Origin of the sequence: Novosphingobium umbonatum (assembly GCF_004005905.1) — a bacterium.
Lineage (GTDB): Bacteria > Pseudomonadota > Alphaproteobacteria > Sphingomonadales > Sphingomonadaceae > Novosphingobium > Novosphingobium umbonatum.
Genome location: NZ_SACO01000015.1, coordinates 50,011 through 69,871 on the forward strand (window position 1 = coordinate 50,011; position 19,861 = coordinate 69,871).

Annotated in this window: 22 protein-coding genes; 11 read left to right on the forward strand and 11 right to left on the reverse strand. The window is 62.4% G+C overall.

Translation table 11 applies throughout. The features are described from left to right. Positions 1–76: 76 nt before the first annotated feature. From groL to EOE18_RS15890, 6 genes are all read right to left on the reverse strand, one after another. A complete protein-coding gene (gene groL / locus EOE18_RS15865) occupies positions 77–1,714 on the reverse strand; it encodes a chaperonin GroEL (protein WP_127711305.1) in 1,638 nt (545 codons plus the stop codon). A 51-nt stretch (positions 1,715–1,765) separates the two neighbouring features. Next, entirely contained in the window at positions 1,766–2,053 is a 288-nt protein-coding gene (locus tag EOE18_RS15870; protein ID WP_127711307.1) for a co-chaperone GroES, read from the reverse strand. A 169-nt stretch (positions 2,054–2,222) separates the two neighbouring features. Then, positions 2,223–3,608, reverse strand: a complete 1,386-nt coding sequence (locus EOE18_RS15875; protein WP_127711309.1) for an MATE family efflux transporter — start codon at positions 3,606–3,608, stop codon at positions 2,223–2,225. A 38-nt stretch (positions 3,609–3,646) separates the two neighbouring features. Next, positions 3,647–4,255 (reverse strand): energy transducer TonB, encoded by a 609-nt coding sequence (locus tag EOE18_RS15880; RefSeq protein WP_127711311.1) that lies wholly within the window; start codon positions 4,253–4,255, stop codon positions 3,647–3,649. A 132-nt stretch (positions 4,256–4,387) separates the two neighbouring features. Then, entirely contained in the window at positions 4,388–4,912 is a 525-nt protein-coding gene (locus EOE18_RS15885; protein WP_246027487.1) for a YceD family protein, read from the reverse strand. Beyond that, positions 4,909–5,454, reverse strand: a complete 546-nt coding sequence (locus tag EOE18_RS15890) for a ubiquinol-cytochrome C chaperone family protein (RefSeq protein ID WP_127711313.1) — start codon at positions 5,452–5,454, stop codon at positions 4,909–4,911. Before EOE18_RS15890 ends, EOE18_RS15885 begins: the two co-directional genes overlap by 4 nt. Before the next feature lie 198 nt (positions 5,455–5,652). Here EOE18_RS15890 and EOE18_RS15895 point away from each other — a divergent pair, with 198 nt between their 5' ends. Genes EOE18_RS15895 through EOE18_RS15910 form a run of 4 tightly spaced genes read left to right on the forward strand, consistent with a single transcriptional unit; the run spans position 5,653 to position 8,349 of the window. Beyond that, positions 5,653–6,204 (forward strand): outer membrane protein assembly factor BamE, encoded by a 552-nt coding sequence (locus EOE18_RS15895; RefSeq protein WP_425464304.1) that lies wholly within the window; start codon positions 5,653–5,655, stop codon positions 6,202–6,204. 58 nt (positions 6,205–6,262) lie between these two features. Next, positions 6,263–6,823, forward strand: a complete 561-nt coding sequence (gene hslV / locus EOE18_RS15900; RefSeq protein WP_127711315.1) for an ATP-dependent protease subunit HslV — start codon at positions 6,263–6,265, stop codon at positions 6,821–6,823. Positions 6,824–6,829: 6 nt separating this feature from the next. Then, positions 6,830–8,128, forward strand: coding sequence for an ATP-dependent protease ATPase subunit HslU (gene hslU, locus EOE18_RS15905; RefSeq protein WP_127711317.1), 1,299 nt, complete (start codon positions 6,830–6,832; stop codon positions 8,126–8,128). A gap of 11 nt (positions 8,129–8,139) precedes the next feature. Further along, the gene (locus EOE18_RS15910; protein WP_127711319.1) at positions 8,140–8,349 is read left to right on the forward strand and encodes a DUF1737 domain-containing protein; all 210 of its coding nucleotides are present in this window, start codon (positions 8,140–8,142) and stop codon (positions 8,347–8,349) included. A gap of 21 nt (positions 8,350–8,370) precedes the next feature. Here EOE18_RS15910 and EOE18_RS15915 read toward each other — a convergent pair whose 3' ends face one another. Both EOE18_RS15915 and EOE18_RS15920 read right to left on the reverse strand, forming a co-directional pair. Continuing rightward, positions 8,371–10,194, reverse strand: a complete 1,824-nt coding sequence (locus EOE18_RS15915; protein WP_127711321.1) for an ABCB family ABC transporter ATP-binding protein/permease — start codon at positions 10,192–10,194, stop codon at positions 8,371–8,373. Between the two features lie 48 nt (positions 10,195–10,242). Then, the gene (locus EOE18_RS15920) at positions 10,243–11,148 is read right to left on the reverse strand and encodes an aspartyl protease family protein (RefSeq protein ID WP_164852789.1); all 906 of its coding nucleotides are present in this window, start codon (positions 11,146–11,148) and stop codon (positions 10,243–10,245) included. A 305-nt stretch (positions 11,149–11,453) separates the two neighbouring features. On the opposite strand from EOE18_RS15920, the gene EOE18_RS15925 reads away from it, so the two are divergent. Genes EOE18_RS15925 through EOE18_RS15945 form a run of 5 tightly spaced genes read left to right on the forward strand, consistent with a single transcriptional unit; the run spans position 11,454 to position 16,212 of the window. Continuing rightward, positions 11,454–12,767, forward strand: a complete 1,314-nt coding sequence (locus EOE18_RS15925) for an Hsp70 family protein (protein WP_127711325.1) — start codon at positions 11,454–11,456, stop codon at positions 12,765–12,767. Further along, positions 12,764–13,225: a GreA/GreB family elongation factor gene (locus EOE18_RS15930; protein ID WP_127711327.1), complete on the forward strand. Its 462-nt coding sequence runs from the start codon at positions 12,764–12,766 to the stop codon at positions 13,223–13,225. Before EOE18_RS15925 ends, EOE18_RS15930 begins: the two co-directional genes overlap by 4 nt. Before the next feature lie 39 nt (positions 13,226–13,264). Next, positions 13,265–15,142: an ABC-F family ATP-binding cassette domain-containing protein gene (locus EOE18_RS15935; RefSeq protein ID WP_127711329.1), complete on the forward strand. Its 1,878-nt coding sequence runs from the start codon at positions 13,265–13,267 to the stop codon at positions 15,140–15,142. A gap of 6 nt (positions 15,143–15,148) precedes the next feature. Beyond that, positions 15,149–15,520 carry a CidA/LrgA family protein gene (locus EOE18_RS15940; protein WP_127711331.1) on the forward strand — a complete coding sequence of 124 codons (372 nt, stop codon included), beginning with the start codon at positions 15,149–15,151 and terminating at the stop codon, positions 15,518–15,520. Continuing rightward, entirely contained in the window at positions 15,517–16,212 is a 696-nt protein-coding gene (locus tag EOE18_RS15945; RefSeq protein WP_127711333.1) for an LrgB family protein, read from the forward strand. The genes EOE18_RS15940 and EOE18_RS15945 overlap by 4 nt, the downstream gene beginning before the upstream one ends. On the opposite strand, the gene EOE18_RS15950 is transcribed toward EOE18_RS15945, so the two are convergent. Continuing rightward, the gene (locus EOE18_RS15950) at positions 16,213–17,121 is read right to left on the reverse strand and encodes a pirin family protein (protein WP_127711335.1); all 909 of its coding nucleotides are present in this window, start codon (positions 17,119–17,121) and stop codon (positions 16,213–16,215) included. A gap of 37 nt (positions 17,122–17,158) precedes the next feature. Continuing rightward, the gene (locus EOE18_RS15955) at positions 17,159–17,857 is read right to left on the reverse strand and encodes a pirin family protein (RefSeq protein WP_127711337.1); all 699 of its coding nucleotides are present in this window, start codon (positions 17,855–17,857) and stop codon (positions 17,159–17,161) included. Between the two features lie 180 nt (positions 17,858–18,037). Between EOE18_RS15955 and EOE18_RS15960 the strand changes: the two genes are divergently transcribed. Further along, positions 18,038–18,706, forward strand: coding sequence for an HAD family hydrolase (locus tag EOE18_RS15960; RefSeq protein ID WP_220446029.1), 669 nt, complete (start codon positions 18,038–18,040; stop codon positions 18,704–18,706). A gap of 24 nt (positions 18,707–18,730) precedes the next feature. On the opposite strand, the gene EOE18_RS15965 is transcribed toward EOE18_RS15960, so the two are convergent. Further along, positions 18,731–18,940, reverse strand: coding sequence for a hypothetical protein (locus EOE18_RS15965; RefSeq protein ID WP_127711339.1), 210 nt, complete (start codon positions 18,938–18,940; stop codon positions 18,731–18,733). A gap of 378 nt (positions 18,941–19,318) precedes the next feature. Between EOE18_RS15965 and EOE18_RS15970 the strand changes: the two genes are divergently transcribed. After that, positions 19,319–19,819 (forward strand): GlcG/HbpS family heme-binding protein, encoded by a 501-nt coding sequence (locus tag EOE18_RS15970; protein ID WP_164852790.1) that lies wholly within the window; start codon positions 19,319–19,321, stop codon positions 19,817–19,819. Positions 19,820–19,861 lie beyond the last annotated feature (42 nt).

The following is a 19,861-nucleotide window of genomic DNA, read 5'->3' on the forward strand; positions in this document are numbered from 1 at the left end:
TGCCTGAATTACCTAAGAAAAAACCCGAGGAGATTGCTCTCCCCGGGTCTTTTTGTGCAAAGACGGTTGGCCGGACTTAGAAGTCCATGCCGCCCATGCCGCCGCCCGGCATCGCGGGCATGGCAGGCTTGTCTTCGGCGCGTTCCACGATACCGGCTTCGGTGGTGATCAGCAGGCCAGCCACCGACGAAGCGTTCTGCAGGGCGGTGCGCACAACCTTGGTCGGGTCGATCACGCCAGCGGCCAGCAGGTTTTCATACACATCGGTCGCAGCGTTGAAGCCCAGCGTCTCGTCCGACTGGTCGAGCAGCTTGCCAGCCACCAGCACGCCGTCGAAACCGGCGTTTTCGGCGATCTGCTTGATGGGGGCGGTGATCGCCTTGCGCACGATGTCGATACCGCGGGTCTGGTCGTCATTGGCGCCCTTCAGGCCGTCCAGAGCCTTGGTGGCATAGAGCAGAGCCGTGCCGCCGCCGGGGACGATGCCTTCTTCAACCGCAGCGCGGGTGGCGTGCAGGGCATCGTCAACGCGATCCTTGCGTTCCTTCACTTCGACTTCGGTCGAACCGCCAACCTTGATCACGGCCACGCCGCCAGCGAGCTTCGCCAGACGTTCCTGCAGCTTTTCGCGGTCATAGTCGCTGGTGGTGATTTCGATCTGGGCCTTGATCTGCTCGACGCGGCCCTTGATGTCTTCGGCCGAACCCAGACCATCAACGATGGTGGTGTTGTCCTTGTCGATGGTGACCTTTTTGGCCTGACCCAGCATGCCAAGGGTAACAGTTTCCAGCTTGATGCCCAGATCTTCGGAAATCATTTCGCCGGCGGTCAGCGTGGCGATATCGCCCAGCATGGCCTTGCGGCGGTCGCCGAAACCAGGAGCCTTGACCGCAGCGATCTTCAGACCGCCGCGCAGCTTGTTGACCACGAGGGTAGCCAGCGCTTCGCCTTCGATGTCTTCGGCGATGATCAGCAGGGGACGGCCCGACTGAACCACAGCTTCGAGGATCGGCAGCAGCGACTGCAGGCTCGACAGCTTCTTTTCATGGATCAGGATATAGGGGTTATCCAGTTCCACGGTCATCTTTTCGGGGTTGGTCACGAAATAGGGCGACAGGTAACCACGGTCGAACTGCATGCCTTCGACGACATCGAGTTCGAATTCGAGGCCCTTGGCTTCCTCGACGGTGATCACGCCTTCCTTGCCGACCTTTTCCATGGCTTCGGCGATCTTTTCGCCGACTTCCTTGTCGCCATTGGCCGAGATGATGCCAACCTGGGCGATCTGGGCCGAGTCAGCAACCGGCTTGGAACGGGCAGCCAGATCGGCGGCCACAGCAGCAGCGGCGGTGTCGATGCCGCGCTTCAGGTCCATCGGGTTGATGCCAGCGGCAACAGCCTTCAGGCCTTCGCGCACAATGGCCTGAGCCAGCACGGTGGCGGTGGTGGTGCCGTCGCCAGCCTTGTCGTTCGACTTAGAAGCCACTTCACGCAGCATCTGCGCGCCCAGGTTTTCGAACTTGTCCTTCAGTTCGATTTCCTTGGCAACCGACACGCCGTCCTTGGTAATGCGGGGGGCGCCGAAGCTCTTTTCGATAACCACGTTGCGGCCCTTGGGGCCCAGCGTCACCTTCACGGCGTCGGCGAGCGTGTCCACGCCCTTAAGAATGCGTTCGCGTACGTCGCGACCAAATTTCACGTCCTTGGCGGCCATGATCTATTCCTTGTAAAATGTCGTTAAAAGGGGAAATCCGGATCCGGCTGATCAGCCGATGATGCCCAGGATATCGCTTTCCTTCATGATCAGCAGGTCTTCGCCCGCGACCTTGACTTCGGTGCCCGACCATTTGCCGAACAGCACGCGATCGCCAGCCTTGACTTCCAGCGGGGTCACCACGCCAGCTTCGCTGCGCGAGCCGGTGCCAACCGAAACCACGATGCCTTCAGCGGGCTTTTCCTTGGCGCTGTCGGGGATGATGATGCCGCCAGCGGTCTTTTCTTCAGCTTCGACGCGGCGGACCAGCACGCGGTCGTGCAGAGGACGGAACGACATAGGAGTTTTACCTCTCTTACGGGTTGAATGGTTCTTGGCACTCACACGGGGAGAGTGCCAGCGAGGGCGGATATGGGTGGGGGGCAGGGGGGCGTCAAGGGCGGCTTTGGCAAAAAATTTGGCCCCCGATGCGAAAAACATCAGGGGCCATCCATTTTGCGCCGGAAAGCTAGGGCTTAACCGCCAAAAGCCCCAGCCTGTCGCGCCGAGCCCAGCGCCAGAGCAGGCAGACCGACACCACCGCCAGCCCCATGGCCAGCCCGATCCACACGCCAAACCCGCGCAGGGGCGTGGTCAGGCCCAGCAGGACCGCCACGCCAAACCCGATCGGCCAATAGCCCGCCAGCGCGATGGTCATGGGCACGCGCGTATCCTGTAGCCCGCGCAAGGCGCCCGCGAGAATGCACTGCGCCGCATCGGCCAATTGGAAGGCGGCAGCCACCAGCAAATAGCGCGAGGCCAGTGCCACCATCATCGCCTTGTCCGCCGCCGTCACATCGACATAGGCCGACAAAACCAGACGCGGCGCCAGCACCATGATGCTGGAGGTGATCATACCAATGCCAAGGCCAATCGCCAGCGCGCACCAGCCCGCTCGCCCCATGCCCGCCCTGTCGCCCGCGCCATAGAAATAGCCGACGCGGATGGTGGCCGCTTGCCCGATGCCCATGGGCAGCATGAAGGCAAAGGAGGCGATCTGGATGGCCAGCGCATGGGCGGCCAGTTCGGCCTCGCCAATGCGGCCCATCACAAAGGCGGCGGCGCTGAACAGGCCCGCCTCGGCGGCGACATGCAGGGCAATCGGCAGGCCCAGTTTGGCGATACGCACAAGACGTGCCCAATCGGGCCGCCACAACCGTCCGAACAGGGCATGGCGGCGCAATTTGCGGTCAAACTGGATCAGCACCAGATAGGCCAGCATCGCCGCCGTGGCGGTGATCACATTGGCCAGCGCCGAACCCTGCAAGCCCAGCGCAGGCGCGCCCCAATGGCCGAACACCAGCGCATAATTGCCCGCCGCATTCACGCCTATCGCAAAGACCGTGACCGCCGTGGCATAAAAGGGCCGCCCCAGCGCCGAGATGATCGAGCGCAGCGTGTTATCCAGCATCATCGGCAGCACTGACCATTTGGCAATGGCGAGAAAGCCACCCGCCATGCGCGCCACATCGGGCTTCTGGCCGGTCATCAGCAGGATGCTTTCCCCCTGCGAACATATGCCGATCACCACCATGGCGCAGGCCAGTGCCAACCACAGCGACATCCGCGCCGAGCGCCGCACCTCATGCAGCACATGCCGCCCCCGTCCGCGATCGGCCGCGATCAAGGGGGATACCGCGCCGGTCATGGCGAACATGCTCCACATCATCACGCCCATCAGGCTGACCGAGAGCGAGGCGGCGGCAAGGCTGGCCTCGCCAAGGCGCGCGACAAAGATCACGTCAATCGCGTAAACCGCCATTTGTAGCACATTGGAGGCGGCCAAAGGCGCCGCCATCCGCAATGTGTCAAAAGCTTCCTTGCGCCAAGCGCTGTGATCATCGGCCCCGTTCATATTGTCGGCATAGGGCTTGGGGGCAGGTGGGGAAAGGCCTATTTGCTCAGGATCATCTTGACCTTCACGCCGGTGATATAGGCCAAAGGCGCGCCATCCTCGCCCAACACGACAGGGCGGCGCATGGCGGCCTTGGCTTCGCAGGCGGTCTTGGCCAGATCGACATCGATCTCCTTGGGGTCGCGCGTGCAATCGGTGACGCGGCCATCCTTGTCCACTGCCAGCAACAGCTTGATATCCTCCTCGGCCTGACCATCGGGCAGGCGTTTGGCGGGCAGCAGGAAATCGGCCTTGAACTGGCGCTGGGCCAGAATGCTCTGCCCCAGCGCGGTTTCGGGGATGAAGATGGACACCGGCCCATGGACCAGACCGAAAGCAGGCGCACCATCGGGCGCGGTGGGCGGGTTATGCTTGCGGGCCTTCACCACATTGACGAGGTCAGCGGCCAGACGCTCGTTGCCGACCACCCGCAGCACCTCCACCCGCACCACATGGCCATCGGGCGCGATCAGCGCATTGACCTCGGCCATGGCCGAGGTTGCTTCTTTGAGTGCCCATTCGGGATAGTCATCGGGCGTGATCGACTTGCCCAAAGTAGGCAGGCTCATCGCGGCGGAGGCCAAAACCAACAGGGACAGGATCGCCATATCTCACTCCACACGCACACGGGGCTGTTTGTTGCCTACCTGCGCCAAAACGGTGTTTCGCGCAGGGAAGCAGCAGCCTCTATCCTTGTTGTGTGACACTATGGGGTTGAAGGGCAGCGAAGGGAAGCTGTTTTATTCCTTGGGCTTGAGCGCGGCCAAAGCAGCAAAGGGGCTGTTGTTTTCCGCGCCCAGCAGGCCCGATGCGCGCACCTGTGCGGCCATCGGCCCTTCGGCAAAGGGATCGATCGACAGGGCAAAGCTCTGCGCCACCGCCTCGCCCAGATCGAAACGTTCGCCGCTATAGGGGATGTCGTCGCAATCGGCGTCGGACAGCTCGATTTCCTCGTCAGGCTTGATCTCTTGTTGGCTGTCGGGGACAAAGCGCAGCAACAGCGCCTCGTCGACCTTTTGCGGCAGGTCTTCGGCGGAAATGGCGCAGCTTTGCACGAAAGCCGCCTTCATCCGCCCCTTGGCCACCACGTTTGCGCCTTCGCGCGACAGGGTCAGCGTGGCCTGCAAAAGGCTGATCGACACGATTCCGAAACGCCTGGCCAGCGCGGCGGCTTCCTCCGGCGTCGGCTCCAGCACAAGGGGCTTGTCCTCGATATGGCGGATATCGATGATGCGGGAAAATTCGCTCTCGGGCAGGTCGGTCATGCGGCAATCTCGGCGTTTAACAGGGCATCGTCGGGGATGGCGGCCAGCGTATCGGCCAATTGGCGGGCAAGGGCAGCGGCAGCTTGCGCGCTGACCCCTTCGTTAAAGGACATATTGCGCTCCAACGCCTGCATCAAGGCGGCCTCATCCTGCGCCAGCGCCTCGCGATAGGCGCCCAGACGCCCGCCCAGCACGCTCATCAAACGGCCGATATGTTTGCCCACCACCATATCACCCACGCCGGATTCGCGCAGTTGGCCGTCCATGTCGGTGACAAACAATTCGGTCAGCAACACGCTAGGGCGTTTCAGGCTTTCGACATTTTCCATCCGCAGCAAAGCCAGCGAGAGCACCAGCGTGATCACATCAAACCGCCCAGCCAGCGTGTCGGCCACGCCGCCTTCCAGATACCACGCCTTGGCGCGGGCCAGTTCCACCACGCGGTGCCAGAAGGGGCGCACGGCGGCGTGATCATCCACGCTGCTGCCGAAAAGGCGGCGCAACAGGGAGGGTTTGTTCTGGTCAGAAGTGGTTTGGGTCATAGGCTTGATGCGCGCATCGCCCTTTCGTTCAGCAAGGATTAAATCACCGCCCCCCATGCGCCGGACACCACAATCAAGCGTCCTGTCCCAACGAGAGTTGCGATTGCGCGCAAGGGGCCGTAAGGCTTGGACAGCGGTAAGCAAGGAAACAGCGCTTGGCAATGCGTGGCGGCGGGGCAACCTGTTCAAGACGCGACCATGCAAGGCGATTTTGGAGCGATGAAAGTGATGCGGTTTAAGGCAGGCAAGCTGGCCGGTTCGGGCAAAAAAGCAGCTTCGCTCTCGATGCTGGTGGCGGCGGTTGCGCTGTCGGGCTGCAGCACGATCCGCGACCATCGCGGTTTCCTTGTCGATCAGGCTTTGGTCGATTCGGTGCTGCCCGGGGTGGATAACAAGATTTCGGTCGAACGCACTCTGGGCCGCCCCACTTTGGCCAGCCAGTTTGGCGATCAGGCGTGGTATTATATTTCCACCGACACCAAGCAGGTCGCTTTCCGCCGCCCGCAAACCAACCAGCAGACCATTTTGCGCGTGCGTTTTGACGCCAAGGGCAATGTGATCGCGGTGGACAAGGCGGGTATGGAACGCGTGGCGCGGCTGGATCCGGACAAGGATCTGACCCCCACTCTGGGCAAAAAGCGCACGCTGCTTGAAGATCTGTTCGGCAATATCGGCACGGTGGGCGCGGGCGGCATGGGCGGTTCCGGCCAGGGCGGCGGCGGTCAGGGCGGTGGCCCCAACGGCAGCTAATTTCAGCCTGTTGGCGCGCGCTTCTGGACAAATCTCCGGCGCGCCCCATATGCTGGTCATGGATAATAGCAAAGCTGGCCACGGGCTGATCCAGTGGCATGGCACCACCATTGTCGGCGTGAAGAAAAACGGCAAGACCGTGATCGCGGGCGATGGTCAGGTGTCGATGGGCAACACGGTGATGAAGCCCAATGCGCGCAAGGTCCGCCGCATCGGTGATGGCAAGGTGGTGGCCGGTTTCGCAGGCGCCACGGCGGATGCTTTCACCCTGTTCGAAAGGCTGGAGCGCAAGCTGGAAGCCCATCGTGGCCAATTGCTGCGCGCGGCGGTGGAACTGGCCAAGGATTGGCGCACCGACAAATATTTGCGAAACCTTGAAGCCTTGATGATCGTGGCGGATGCCGAGACCATGCTGGTGCTGACCGGCAATGGCGATGTGCTGGAGCCTGAAGGCGGGATCACCGCGATTGGCTCTGGCGGCAATTACGCGCTGGCCGCCGCCCGCGCCGTTTCCGATTACGAGGATGATGCGGAAAAGATCGCCCGCAAGGCCATGGCTGTGGCGGCGGAAATCTGCGTTTTCACCAATGACCGCGTGACGGTTGAGAGCATTGGCTGACCCCCTATGAACGAGACATTGACCCCCAAAGCCATCGTCCGCGCGCTGGACGAACATATCATCGGGCAGGCCGAGGCCAAGCGCGCCGTGGCCGTGGCCCTGCGCAACCGTTGGCGGCGGCAACGCCTTGGCGCGGATCTGCGCGACGAGGTGAGCCCCAAGAACATCCTGATGATCGGCCCCACTGGCTGCGGCAAGACCGAGATCAGCCGCCGTCTGGCAAAGCTCGCCGATGCGCCCTTTGTGAAGGTGGAGGCCACCAAATTCACCGAGGTCGGCTATGTCGGCCGCGATGTGGAGCAGATTGGCCGCGATCTGGCCGAGGAAGCGATCCGGCTGGAAAAGGCCCGCCGCCGCGAGGCGGTGCGCGATGCGGCCAGCAAGGCGGCGATGGACCGGCTGCTCAAAGCCTTGGTGGGTGAGGGCGCCAGCGAGGCGACCCGCGAAAGCTTCCGCATGCGTCTTAACGAAGGCGCGATGAATGATGTCGAGGTCGAGATCGAGCTGGAGGAAGCCCCCGCCCCGATGGAAGTGCCCGGCATGGGCGGCGGCATCGGCATGATCAACCTGTCCGACATGCTGGGCAAGGCGATGGGCGGCAAGCCCTTGAAGCGCCGCAAGCTGCGCGTAGCCGATGCCTGGGACCGGCTGGTGGACGAGGAATCGGAAAAGCGCATGGATCAGGAGGACGTCGCCCGCGTCGCTCTGGCCAATGCGGAAGCCAATGGCATCGTGTTCATCGACGAGATCGACAAGATTGCCGTGTCCGATGTGCGCGGCGGCTCGGTCAGCCGTGAAGGCGTGCAGCGCGATCTGCTGCCCTTGATCGAGGGCACCACGATTGCCACCAAATATGGCCCGATGAAAACCGACCACGTGCTGTTCATCGCCAGCGGCGCTTTCCATGTGGCCAAGCCCAGCGATATGCTGCCCGAATTGCAGGGGCGCCTGCCGATCCGCGTCGAGCTGAAGGCTTTGTCCGAAGAGGATTTCGTGCGCATCCTGTCGGAAACCCGCGCCAATCTGGTGGAGCAATATTGCGCTTTGCTGGCCACCGAAGAAGTGACGCTGGACTTTTCCGCCCCCGCCATCCGCGCCATTGCCCGCACCGCGGCGCAGGTGAACGAAAGCGTGGAGAATATCGGCGCACGCCGTTTGCAAACGGTGATGGAAAAGCTGCTGGAGGACATTTCCTTCGAGGCCGAGGACCGCAAGGGGGAGACGATCCCGATTGACGAGGCCTATGTCGGCCAGCGTCTGGGCGAGCTGGCGCAAAACACCGATCTGTCGAAATTCATCCTGTAAGGAGCTGCATCATGTCTGACGCCCCTGTTTTCGACACACCCGAAGGCCGCCCCACCTATCGCCTGCTAACCGGCAAGGATGACCGCGCCTTTTGCGAGCGTGTTTCACTGGCGCTGGCCGAGGGCTGGCGACTCTATGGCTCGCCCACCATGACCTATGACGCGGAAAATGCCTGCGTGAAGGTGGGGCAGGCTGTGGTCTGGAAGGATGTGGTCATCTGAACCATAAGGAGGCGATGCCGGTTAACCCGCCAGCATCGCCTCGGCCTCATTGGCCTGCCGCGCCCACATTTCGGCATAGAGCCCGTCATAGCGCAGCAGTTCGGCATGGTTGCCCTGTTCCACCAGATGTCCTTCGTTCAGCACGAAGATGCAGTCGGAATCGACAATGGTGGACAGGCGATGCGCGATCGACAGGCTGGTGCGGTTTTCGGCAATGGCATGCAGCGTGGCCAGAATTTCCTGCTCGGTGCGCGTATCCAGCGCGCTGGTCGCTTCATCCAGCAACAGGATCGGCGGGTTTTTGACCAGAGTGCGCGCGATGGAAACGCGCTGCTTTTCCCCGCCTGACAGTTTGAGGCCCCGCTCGCCCACTTCGGTTTCAAGCCCGGCGGGCAGGCGTTCGAGCAAAGGCGCCAGCGCGGCGCCACGGGCGGCGGCGGTCACTTCGGCCTCGCTCGCCCCTTCGCGGCCATAGGCGATGTTATAGCCGATCGTGTCGTTGAACAGCACGCAATCCTGCGGCACAATGCCCAGCACCGAACGCAGGCTGCGCTGGCTGACCTGCGCAATATCCTGCCCGTCGATCAGGATGCGCCCCTGCCACGGATCGTAAAAGCGGAAAAGCAGGCGGCCAATCGTCGATTTGCCCGCACCCGATGGGCCGACCAGCGCGACATGATGGCCGGCAGGCACCTCGAAAGACAGGCCGTTCAGGATAGTGCGGTTGCGGTCATAGCCGAAGACCACATTGTCAAACACCACCGAAGGCTGGCGAACCACCAGAGCGGGTGCGCCGGGAACATCCTTCACCTCCACCTCGGTGTCGATCAGCGCGAACATGGCGGCCATATCGATCAAGCCCTGCCGGATGGTGCGATAGACCATGCCCAACATGTCCAGCGGGCGGAACAATTGCATCAGATAGGTCTGCACAAACACCAGCTGCCCGCCGGTATAGCGCCCGTGCCACCAGCCCCAGACCGTATAGGCCATGGCCCCCGCCATCAGCCCGTTGACCACCACCCCTTGCGCGATGTTCAGCAGGCCAAGGCTGTTCTCGCTCTTGACCGCCGCATCGGTGTAGGCGCGGGTGGCCTGCGCATAGCGGGCCTGTTCGCGCGGTTCGGCGGCGAAATATTTGACCGTTTCGTAATTGAGCAGCGAATCCACCGCCCGCGCCAGAGCCTGCCCGTCGAGCCGGTTCATCTTTTCGCGCAAGGACGTGCGCCATTCGGTGATCTTGCGCGTGACATAAATATAGGCGGCAATTGCCAAGGCCGTGGCCGCCACCAGCCCCCAGCCGAAATTGAGCTGGAAAATCACCGCCACCACCACCAGTTGCAGCACGGTGGGGGCAATGTTGAACAGCATGAAATAGAGCATCGTATCAATGCTCTTGGTGCCGCGCTCGATGGTCTTGGTCACTTCGCCGGTGCGGCGGGCGAGATGAAAGCGCAAGGACAATTGGTGCAATTGGCCAAACACATGTTCGGCCAGCATGCGGGTGCCTTCCTGCCCCACTTTTTCAAACACGATATTGCGCAGATTATCAAAAGCCGTGCCCGCGAACCGCGCCGCCGCATAGGCCAGCACGAAAAGCATCGCCCCGTTCATCAGCTTGGGGCCGGTTACCGCCATCGCATCCACCGCCCATTTCAGGAAATAGGGCATGACCATTTGCGTCGCGGTGGACAAAAGGATGAACAGCAGCGCGATGACAATGCGCAGCCGCAGTTCCGGATAATCGCGCGGCCAAAGATAGGGCATGAAACGCCGCAACGTGTTCCAGCCATCATGGCGGGCGGCGGTTTTATCAGGGGCGGAGCTGGGCGTTTCGGGCGGCATGGGGCCTATGTAGGCCTTACCAAGCGAAACGCCAGCCCTTGACCATGGCTATAGCCCGTCGGGCATGTCGAACATCACCCGCCGCGTGGCAAAATCAATGGCCACACGGTCAAACAACCGCAAGGCGGGCATGCCCAGCAGCACGGCGGGCTTTTTCTCCAGCCCCAAGGTGCTGAAGGTTTTGGAATCGGTATAGGCCAGTTCGACATTGCGGATGGTGATGCGGTCCACCGACAATTGCTTGCCATAGCCGATGTCGGCGGGGACGATCTGGCCGGTCACCCCTTGCAGATGGGTGGTGTTGGCGGGCGTCATATGGCCCAGCGCGCGTTGCAGCGCGCGGTTGCCCACCGAAATATCGGCGCCAGTGTCGATCACCACCTGCACCTTTACCCCGTCAATATCGGCATCGGTCAGGATCAATTCGCCATGGCGCTGGCGGGCGCTCACCACAATTTCATAGCCATTGGTGTCCCGCACTTCCTCGCGCGAGGCGGCCAGCGTGATCTGGTTGCGGCGGAAATCCAGCTGGACCTTCTGACCCTGCAACCCGTCCAGCCCGATGATGCCATCGGCGCCCAGATGCGATTCCTCCAGCACGGGCAGGCCCTTGCCCTTCCATGCGCGGCGGCCCAGTTGGATGGCATCGACATCGACCAGATCCACATCGCGGCTGCCCGCGACGCTCATCACCGTGGCCTGATTGATGGCACGCAGGGACAGGCGGTTGGCCACATTATGCGACAGGACGCTGCGCTGGGCACCGGTGTCGATCAGGAAACGGAACGGCCCCTGTTGGCCAATCGCCACCGCCACGGTCATACGGCTAGTGCCATCCTGTTGAGCGGAAATGGTTTCGCTGCCATCGGGCCGGATCTGGCTGGTGGTTATGTTGCTAGCTGGCACGTCATCGGCCCGCACAGGATTGGCCGTTAAGGCCAAAGCGCTGGTCATCAGCCCAAAGGACGCCCTGCGAAACAGGTCCCGGGAGTAACCCATAGTACCTCTCCTCTTTTTATGTTCTTGCGGCTTTTACCGGTTATGTATGAGTTATACGCCTGATCGATCGCCTTCGCCAGATCGATTTGATGCCAGATCGATTTAAAAAGTGGCGTAACAGAACAAGGTTTCATCCGGCTGAAATCGGCCCCCCGCCTTTGCCCCTGTTGGCCTGCTGTCTTGTCCTTGGGCGGGGGCGCTGTCATAGCCGTTGGCCAAGCTGCGCGATCCGCATGTCGCGCGTTACACAGGATATGCCGATGACCGCCGTTGCCACCAGTATGGGCCTTGATTTTGGCACCACCAATTCGGTGGTGGCGCTGGCCGATGGCGCGGGCGGGGCCGATCTGCTGCGGTTCAAGGCGCCTGCGGGGGATAGTGCGGTTTTCCGTTCGGCCCTGTGTTTCTGGCAGGATGACGAGGTGAAGGGCGGGCTGGCGCATGAGGCGGGCCCCTGGGCGATTGCCGAATTTCTGGACTTTCCGCAGGGCAGCCGCTTCCTGCAATCCTTCAAATCGGTGGCGGCCAATTCCCTGTTCGAAGCGGCCAATATTTTTGAAAAGCGGCTGAAATTTGAAGAGCTTGGCCAGATTTTCCTGACCCATTTGCGCGCCCATGCCGGTGCGCCCTTGCGCAACCTGCCCGAACGGATCGTGGTGGGGCGGCCGGTGCGCTATGTGGGCGCACGGCCCGATCCGGCCTTGGCCCGCCAGCGTTACGAGGCGATGTTTGCCCTGCTCGGCCGCGAAGTCCACTACGTCTACGAACCGATTGGCGCGGCTTTCAGCTTTGCCACGCGGCTGACCAAGCCCGCCACTTTGCTGGTCGCCGATTTCGGCGGGGGCACGAGCGACTTTTCACTGGTGCGGGTGCAGGCGCCCGATGCGACGCAGCGCTGCCTGCCTCTGGGCTCGGCGGGGATCGGCATTGCGGGCGACCGGTTTGACTATCGCATCATGGACCAACTGGTGCTGCCCATGCTGGGCAAGGGCGGCTCCTATCGCTCGTTTGACAAGGTGCTGGACATTCCCGACGGGCATTTTGCCGATTTCGGCGATTGGTCGCGGCTCGCCCTGATGCGCAACCGGCGCAAGCTGGAGGAACTGGCCCGCCTGCACCATAGCGCAGTGGATCAGGCCGCGATTGCCCGCATGATCGCGGTGGTGGAAAAAGAACTGGGCTATCCGCTGTATGAGGCGGTGGGCCAGTTGAAACGCGCGCTCTCCACACAAGACGAGGCCGAATTTGCCTTTGACAGCCCCGACCTTTCGATCAAGGCACAGGTGACGCGCGAGGATTTCGAAAGCTGGATCGCCCCCGATCTGGAACGCATGGGGGCCACGGTGGACGAGGCCTTGGCGCAGGCGGGCCTGCGTGCCGATGAAGTGGACCATGTGTTCCTGACCGGCGGCTCCTCGTTGATCCCTGCCGTGCGCGCCCTGTTTGTCCAGCGTTTTGGCGAGAGCAAGATCGACAGCGGCGAGGAATTGACCTCTATCGCCCATGGCTTGGCCTTGATCGGCGGCGAGGACCATTTGCAGGCATGGACGGCGGATGAGGAGAGCGCGGCATGAGCGTCGCCTTTCGCCGCGACGGGGATGAGGAACATCTGGAGCCCAGCTTCGAGATCCCCATTCCCCCCGGCCCCAACCGCGTGACCGCGCGCGGCCTTGCGCAGATCCATGCGCGGGTGGCCGCACTGGAGGCTGAATTGGCCACCGCCGAGGGCGAGGAAACGCAAAAGCCGATCCGTCGCCAATTGCGCTATTGGCGCACGCGGCAGAGCACCGCCGAATTGATGCCGGAGCCCAAGGGGGACGTGGTGGAGTTTGGCGCTCAGGTGCTGTTTCGCCTGAATGGCCAAGAGCGCAGCGTTACTCTTGTGGGTGATGACGAGGCCGATCCTGCCGCGGGCCTGATCTCGGCCAGCGCGCCCTTGGCCCGCGCCATGATGGGGGCAGAGGCGGGGGAATACGTCGCATTTGGCGGGCGCGAGGACGCAATCGAGATTCTTGCGCTGCATATCGCGTAACAAACTTGGCTTTCGCCCCGCGTCTGCTAGGCGGGGGGCATGCTGACCATTCAGGGATTGACCGTGCGCCTTGGCGGGCGCGACATTATCGAGCGTGCTTCGGCCGCCATTCCGCCGCGTGCCAAGGTGGGGCTGATCGGCCGCAATGGCGCGGGCAAATCGACGCTGGTAAAGGCGATCATCGGCGCGATCGAGCCCGATGAGGGCGAAGTGGACATGCCCCGCCGCGCGCGTCTGGGCTATATCGCGCAGGAGGCCCCCAGCGGGGAGCAGACCCCGTTCGAGGCCGTGCTGGCCGCCGACGTGGAACGCACCCAATTGCTGGAGGAGGCCGAGACCTGCACCGATCCGGATCGTCTGGGCGATGTGCATGACCGTTTGCTGGCGATTGACGCCTATAGTGCGCCTGCCCGCGCGGCCCGCATCCTGATCGGGCTGGGTTTTGATGAAGAGATGCAGGCCCGCCCGCTGGACAGCTTTTCCGGTGGCTGGAAAATGCGCGTCGCTTTGGCCTCGCTGCTGTTCTCCGCGCCTGATGTGATGCTGCTCGACGAACCTTCCAACCACTTGGATCTGGAAGCGACGCTGTGGCTGGAAAATTTCCTCAAATCCTATCCCAGCACGCTGCTGGTCATCAGCCACGAGCGCGATCTGCTCAACAATGTGGTGGACCATATCCTGCATCTGCAGGGCGGCAAGCTGACGCTATATCCGGGCGATTACGACAGTTTCGAGCGCCAGCGCGCCGAACGCCTGACCCAACTGGCCGCGGCCCGTGCCTCGCAAGAGGCTCGTGCGGCCAAATTGCGTGACTATGTGGCCCGCAACAGCGCCCGCGCCTCCACCGCCAAACAGGCCCAGTCGCGCGCGAAAATGCTGGCCAAGATGCAGCCGATTGCCGCGCAGCTGGAAGACCCCACGCTCAGCTTTGACTTCCCCGATCCCGAAGAACTGCGCCCGCCGCTGATCACGCTGGATCTGGCCTCGGTGGGCTATGCGGAGGAAAAGCCGATCCTGCAAAGGCTGAACCTGCGCATCGATCCCGATGACCGCATCGCTTTGCTGGGCCGCAACGGCAATGGTAAAACCACGCTGGCGCGCCTGCTGGCCGCGCAATTGACGCCGATGGCGGGCGATATGAACGCCTCGGGCAAATTAAACGTGGGCTATTTCACCCAGTATCAGGTGGAAGAACTGGCGGGCGCCTCCACCCCGCTGGAATTGATGACCCGCGCCATGAAGGACAAGGCGCCCACAGCGGTGCGTTCGCAATTGGGCCGTTTCGGCTTTGTCGGCCATCACGCCACGGCGGCGGTGGGCACTTTGTCGGGCGGCGAACGCGCAAGGCTGGCGTTGGCGCTGGTCACGCGCGATGCGCCGCATCTGCTGGTGCTCGACGAACCGACCAACCACCTGGACATCGACGCGCGTGAGGCTTTGGTGCAGGCGCTCAATGATTACAAGGGCGCGGTGATCCTGATCAGCCATGACCGCCATATGGTGGAAATGACCGCCGACCGGCTGGTGCTGGTCGATAGCGGCACGGCCAAGGATTATAATGGATCGGTGGAGGATTACATCGACTTCATTCTGGGCCGTAACCAGCCCAAGGAAGCATCCTCTTCCAGCGCGGCGCCCAAGGCGGGCAATGCCAAGAATGACCGCAAGGCCAATGCCATGGCCCGCGAGGCTTATAAGGCGCTGAACAAGAAGCTGGCCGAGACGGAAAAGGCGGTTGCCAAGATCGAGGCAAAGATCAAGGCGATTGACGAGGCTTTGGCCAATCCTGCCGCGCCGCCCAAGGAATTGGCAGGGGTGAATATGGGCGAACTGGCCCGCCGCCGCGCAGGGCTGGAAGACGAGTTGGCCGCCGCCGAGGAGGCATGGATGGAAGCCAGCGCCGCGCTGGAAGGATAAGAGCCGATGTTTGACGCGTTGGCGCTGTTGCTGGTCTGCCAATTGCTGGGGGAGGTGATCCACCGGCTGGCGCATGTGCCTTTGCCCGGCGCCATTCTGGGCCTGTTGCTGCTCTTGCTCTGGCTAGGGCTGGTGCGCAAGGAAAGGCCAAAGCTGGGCGCGGTGACCGGTTGGCTGACCGCGCATATCACCATCCTGTTTGTGCCCGCCACGGTGGGTCTGATCGATGAGGGCAGCGTGCTCACCCGCTATGGCATTGGCATTGCGGTGGCCACGATCATCAGCTCGCTGCTGACCATGTTGGTGACGGTGGCGGTGTTCCGCTGGGCCTTGCGCTTTTCCAGCCTGCCCGACGAACGCTGGGAGGAGGAATTGTGAGCGCGCTTTTTTCCCTGCCCTTGTTCTGGATCGCGGTGACGGTGCTGGTGTTCGAAGGGGCCGAGCGGATTTCGCGCGCCACCAAAAGGCACCCCTTGGCCCAGCCCTTGATGATCGCGGTGCCGGTGTTGATGTTGGCCCTGCATGTCACCCATACGTCCTATGCCAGCTATATTCAGGCCACCGATTTCATTGTCTTTCTGCTCGGCCCTGCGGTGGTGGGGCTGGCGGTGCCGATCTGGGCACAGCGCAAGATGATCAAGCGTCTGGCTTTGCCTTTGGGGCTGGCGCTGGCGGCAGGTTCGCTCACCGCGATGATCAGCGTGGGCGGGTTGATGTGGGTGATGGGGGCGCCCCATGTGCTGATCACTTCGGGCCTGCCGCGCGCGACGACCACGGCGGTGGCCATGGCCCTGTCCGAGCAATTGGGCGGGGTGCCCGCGCTGACCATCGTATTCGTGGCCATATCGGGCATGATGGGTGCGATGGTGGCGCTGCCCATGTTCAACCGCATGGGATTGACCGACCATCGCGCGCGGGGGCTGGCGATGGGGATTACCGCGCATGGTTTCGGCGCGGCGCGGGCCTATGAAGACCATCCGGTGGCGGGCGCTTTTGCCAGTCTGGGCATGGCGCTCAATGCGGTGGTCTCGGCCCTGCTCGCCGCGCTGCTGGTTTTAACAGGCTGGTGATTACGCCAGTTTGGCGCCCGGTATATCGGCGGGCAGCGGGATGAACTCGCTTTCCTCCGGCACAGGGGCAAAGCGGCCCTCGCGCCAGTCCTGCTTGGCCTGATCGATCCGATCCGCGCGCGAGGATACGAAGTTCCAATAGACAAAGCGCTTTTCGGGGAAGGGTTCGCCGCCCACCAGCATCAGGCGGGTAGGCTCCTCGCTGGTCAGCACCACTGGCGCATCGGGTTTGAGCACCACCAGTTGCGAGGGGCCAAAGCTGCCTACTTGGCCCTCTACCCGCAGGCTGCCCGACACGACATAGACCGCGCGCTCGATATGTTCGGCGGCAAAGGCGTAACGCCCGCCTGCGGCCAGTTCCAGATCGGCATAGACCAGATCGGAAAAGGTCTGCACCGGCGAGCGCATCCCGTCCGCCGTGCCCGCCACCAGCGTTAGTTTGACGCCTTTGTCGGTAGCGACGGGAATCTGCTCGGCCTTGTAATGCAGGAAAGCGGGGGCGGTTTCCTCATGTTGTAGAGGCAGGGCCAGCCATGTTTGCAGGCCAAACAGTCTGCCGCCTTGGCCGCGCTGTTCCTGCGGGGTGCGTTCGGAATGGACGATGCCGCTGCCCGCCGTCATCCAGTTCACCTCGCCGGGGCGGATGGCTTGCAGGCTGCCCAGCGAGTCCCGATGCATGATCTCGCCCTCCAGCAGATAGGTCAGCGTGGAAAGACCGATATGCGGGTGGGGGCGCACGTCCAGCGCCTGTTCGCCGGTAAAGGCGGCGGGGCCCATCTGGTCAAAAAAGATGAAAGGCCCGACCATGCGCCGGTTGGGGCTGGGCAAAGCGCGGCGGACGGTGAAGCCATCGCCCAGATCACGCGAGGGCGGGATGATGACGGCATCAACGGGGGATTGGATGTCCATGGTTCGGGCCTTTCAAACTTGAGTTTTGGGCGGGGGGTCAGAGCGTATCGACCAGCACGATTTCGGTATCTTCCAGCGCGGTGATGCGCAGGTTCTCTTCATCGGCAATCGCCAGACCATCGCGGGTTTGCGCCTTGGTGCCGTTGACCTCCACCGATCCGGTGGCGGGAACCAGATAGGCCTTGCGGGTGGCGCCCAAGGCATAATCCACGCTTTCGCCCGCCCGCAAGGTGGCGGCCACCAGCCGCGCCTCGGTGCGGATGGGCAGGGCGTCACCATCCTCGGCATAGCCGCTGGCCAGCACGACCAATTGGCCCGAACGCTCGCCCTTGGGGAATTGGCGCGCGCCCCAGCTGGGCTTTTCGCCCTGACGGGTGGGCAGGATCCAGATCTGGAACAGGGTGGTGTCCTCGTCCTCCAGATTATATTCGGCATGGGTGATGCCGGTGCCCGCGCTCATCACCTGTACGTCGCCAGCAGCCGTGCGGCCCTGATTGCCCAGGGAATCGCGATGGGTGATCGCGCCGGTGCGGACATAGGTGATGATTTCCATGTCGCGATGGGGATGGGGCGGGAAACCGGTTTGCGCGGCGATTCTGTCATCATTCCACACGCGCAGATTGCCCCAATGCACGCGGGCCGGATCATAATAATCGGCAAAGGAAAAATGGTGGCGGGCATCCAGCCAGCCATGGTTGGCATGGCCAATGCTGGCAAAGGGGCGCAGTTCGATCATGATTTTTCTCCAAGGCGCCGCTGTTTTGGGGGGAAGCGGCTGTTGGGGCCAATTTAGGCTATTAGCAGGGAAAAGAAATGGCATGAATGGAAAGGCATGGGTTCCATTTCTTTATCAATGACGCACATGGTCCCGCGCTAAAAGGCTGACGGATTGCGTAAATAGCTTTATGGCGGTGGCATGGCTCACGATATGCTCCCCCCGCCGCCCGCTGTTATCTTTGACATGGACGGGCTGATTTTCGACACCGAGGCTTTGTGGCGTGAGGCCCTGTTGCGCGCAGGTGCCGAACATGGGCTGGCCACGGTGCAGGAATCTGTGATCCATGCCACGGTGGGCGCGCCATGGCAGCGCACGCGGCTGCTCTTTGCCGATCTGTTGGGCAGCGGCGAGGCGGCGGACGCCATGCGCGTGACATGGCGCAAGCATTATGACGCGCTGGCCCATGCTGGCCCAACGCTGAAAGCCGGCGTGCTGGAATTGCTCGATCTGCTGGAGGCCAAGGGCATCCGCCGCGCGATTGCCACCGGTTCCTATCGCGATGTGGTGGGGCACCATCTGGACGCCGCTGGCCTGACGCCGCGTTTTGAAACCGTGGTGACCAATGAGGATTACACCAAGGGCAAGCCTTCGCCCGAACCCTATCTGACGGCGGCGGCAAGGCTGGGTGTGGCGCCGGAACTGTGCTGGGCTTTGGAGGATTCGCCCAATGGCGTGCGTTCCGGCCATGCGGCGGGCATGGTGACCTTTATGGTGCCCGACCTGCTCCAGCCCGATGCTGAACTGGCCGCGCTTTGCTATCGCGTTTGCGACAGTTTGCTGGATGTGCGGGACTTGCTGGCGGGGTAAGTTGGGCTCACCCCGCCGCCAATCTTACAATTCTTCGGGCAGCAGCGCGCGCAGCTTTTCGGTCAGTTCCTGAATGCGCTGGGCCGCTTCGGTGAAGGTCTTTACATCTTCACGGTTGTTGTTGCCGCGTGCTTCCTTGGCCGATTCCAGATAGCCTTCCAGATCGACTTCCAGCGCGTCCACCAGCATTTCCAGCTCGTCTTCGGTCAGCTTCAGCGAAATCGTCTTGGTCATGGCTTGTCCTGTTGGGTGTCCGGCGCGGTGCCGGATTTGCTGGCCGCCCTTATGGCAAAGCGGGGGCGGGGTGCAACAGGGGCCTGCCAAGGATGTTGGGGATGATAGGGAGGGGTGAGAAAGGAGCGCTCGGCATAACCGTAGCGAAGGCGGGCCTTCATTCGGTAGAGCCGCAGCGCTCCTTTAACTCTGGTGTGTCGGGCGATCGGCATAACCGTAAAATCGGGGTGGGCCCGTTCTCGGTAAAGCCGTAGTGCCTTTCGACATAGGTGTTATAGGCAGTCAAAGCCTAACACATGGTTAATGGTAAGCAGGATTTTAGGGATAATTTCGTAGGCCCGACATAAGTATAACGTGATGAATGGAGAGATGGGTGTGATGAAACAGATTTCGGCTTTGGCTGCGGCATGTGTGCTGATGACGGCGGGGGCAGTTCAAGCGGGGCCCGTTACGCGCAATGCGCCGGTGTTGAGCGCCGATGGCGAGGCGCAGATGGTGCTGGCCGCGCAAAAGGCTTGCCGTGCGCAGGGCTATCGCGTGGCGGTGGCGATTGCCGACCGGCATGGCCTGATCCGCGCCTTGTTGACGGACGATGGAGTGGGCGCGTTGGATATTGCCTCGGCCACGCATAAGGCCAAGGGCGCGGCGGTAACCGGAAGGCCTACCGCCTTTCTGGCCAAAATCCCCAAGGAGGCACAGGCCTATGTTGATCTGATCAAATCGGTCGAGCCGGATGTGGCGTTGATTGGCGGGGGCATGCCTTTGGTGGTTGATGGTCAGGTGATCGGTGCGATCGGCATTGGTGGCGCGCCCAATGGGGACGCGGACGAGATGTGCGCGCAGGCGGCTTTGGCTTTGTTGCCCAAAGCGGCGGGGTGACATTTGCGTTTTTCGCAACCGCATTCGCCGTTTTTGCGTTTG

Coding starts and splice junctions, on each gene's coding strand:
- EOE18_RS15950 (WP_127711335.1), bottom strand. CDS start 17,121: ATGGACATCCAATCCCCCGTTGATGCCGTCATCATCCCGCCCTCGCGT.
- EOE18_RS15895 (WP_425464304.1), top strand. CDS start 5,653: ATGCAAGGCGATTTTGGAGCGATGAAAGTGATGCGGTTTAAGGCAGGC.
- EOE18_RS15970 (WP_164852790.1), top strand. CDS start 19,319: ATGAAACAGATTTCGGCTTTGGCTGCGGCATGTGTGCTGATGACGGCG.
- EOE18_RS15925 (WP_127711325.1), top strand. CDS start 11,454: ATGACCGCCGTTGCCACCAGTATGGGCCTTGATTTTGGCACCACCAAT.
- EOE18_RS15955 (WP_127711337.1), bottom strand. CDS start 17,857: ATGATCGAACTGCGCCCCTTTGCCAGCATTGGCCATGCCAACCATGGC.
- EOE18_RS15880 (WP_127711311.1), bottom strand. CDS start 4,255: ATGGCGATCCTGTCCCTGTTGGTTTTGGCCTCCGCCGCGATGAGCCTG.
- hslU (WP_127711317.1), top strand. CDS start 6,830: ATGAACGAGACATTGACCCCCAAAGCCATCGTCCGCGCGCTGGACGAA.
- EOE18_RS15960 (WP_220446029.1), top strand. CDS start 18,038: ATGGCTCACGATATGCTCCCCCCGCCGCCCGCTGTTATCTTTGACATG.
- EOE18_RS15875 (WP_127711309.1), bottom strand. CDS start 3,608: ATGAACGGGGCCGATGATCACAGCGCTTGGCGCAAGGAAGCTTTTGAC.
- EOE18_RS15965 (WP_127711339.1), bottom strand. CDS start 18,940: ATGACCAAGACGATTTCGCTGAAGCTGACCGAAGACGAGCTGGAAATG.
- EOE18_RS15910 (WP_127711319.1), top strand. CDS start 8,140: ATGTCTGACGCCCCTGTTTTCGACACACCCGAAGGCCGCCCCACCTAT.
- EOE18_RS15885 (WP_246027487.1), bottom strand. CDS start 4,912: ATGACCGACCTGCCCGAGAGCGAATTTTCCCGCATCATCGATATCCGC.
- EOE18_RS15930 (WP_127711327.1), top strand. CDS start 12,764: ATGAGCGTCGCCTTTCGCCGCGACGGGGATGAGGAACATCTGGAGCCC.
- EOE18_RS15940 (WP_127711331.1), top strand. CDS start 15,149: ATGTTTGACGCGTTGGCGCTGTTGCTGGTCTGCCAATTGCTGGGGGAG.
- groL (WP_127711305.1), bottom strand. CDS start 1,714: ATGGCCGCCAAGGACGTGAAATTTGGTCGCGACGTACGCGAACGCATT.
- EOE18_RS15915 (WP_127711321.1), bottom strand. CDS start 10,194: ATGCCGCCCGAAACGCCCAGCTCCGCCCCTGATAAAACCGCCGCCCGC.
- EOE18_RS15870 (WP_127711307.1), bottom strand. CDS start 2,053: ATGTCGTTCCGTCCTCTGCACGACCGCGTGCTGGTCCGCCGCGTCGAA.
- hslV (WP_127711315.1), top strand. CDS start 6,263: ATGGATAATAGCAAAGCTGGCCACGGGCTGATCCAGTGGCATGGCACC.
- EOE18_RS15935 (WP_127711329.1), top strand. CDS start 13,265: ATGCTGACCATTCAGGGATTGACCGTGCGCCTTGGCGGGCGCGACATT.
- EOE18_RS15920 (WP_164852789.1), bottom strand. CDS start 11,148: ATGACCAGCGCTTTGGCCTTAACGGCCAATCCTGTGCGGGCCGATGAC.
- EOE18_RS15890 (WP_127711313.1), bottom strand. CDS start 5,454: ATGACCCAAACCACTTCTGACCAGAACAAACCCTCCCTGTTGCGCCGC.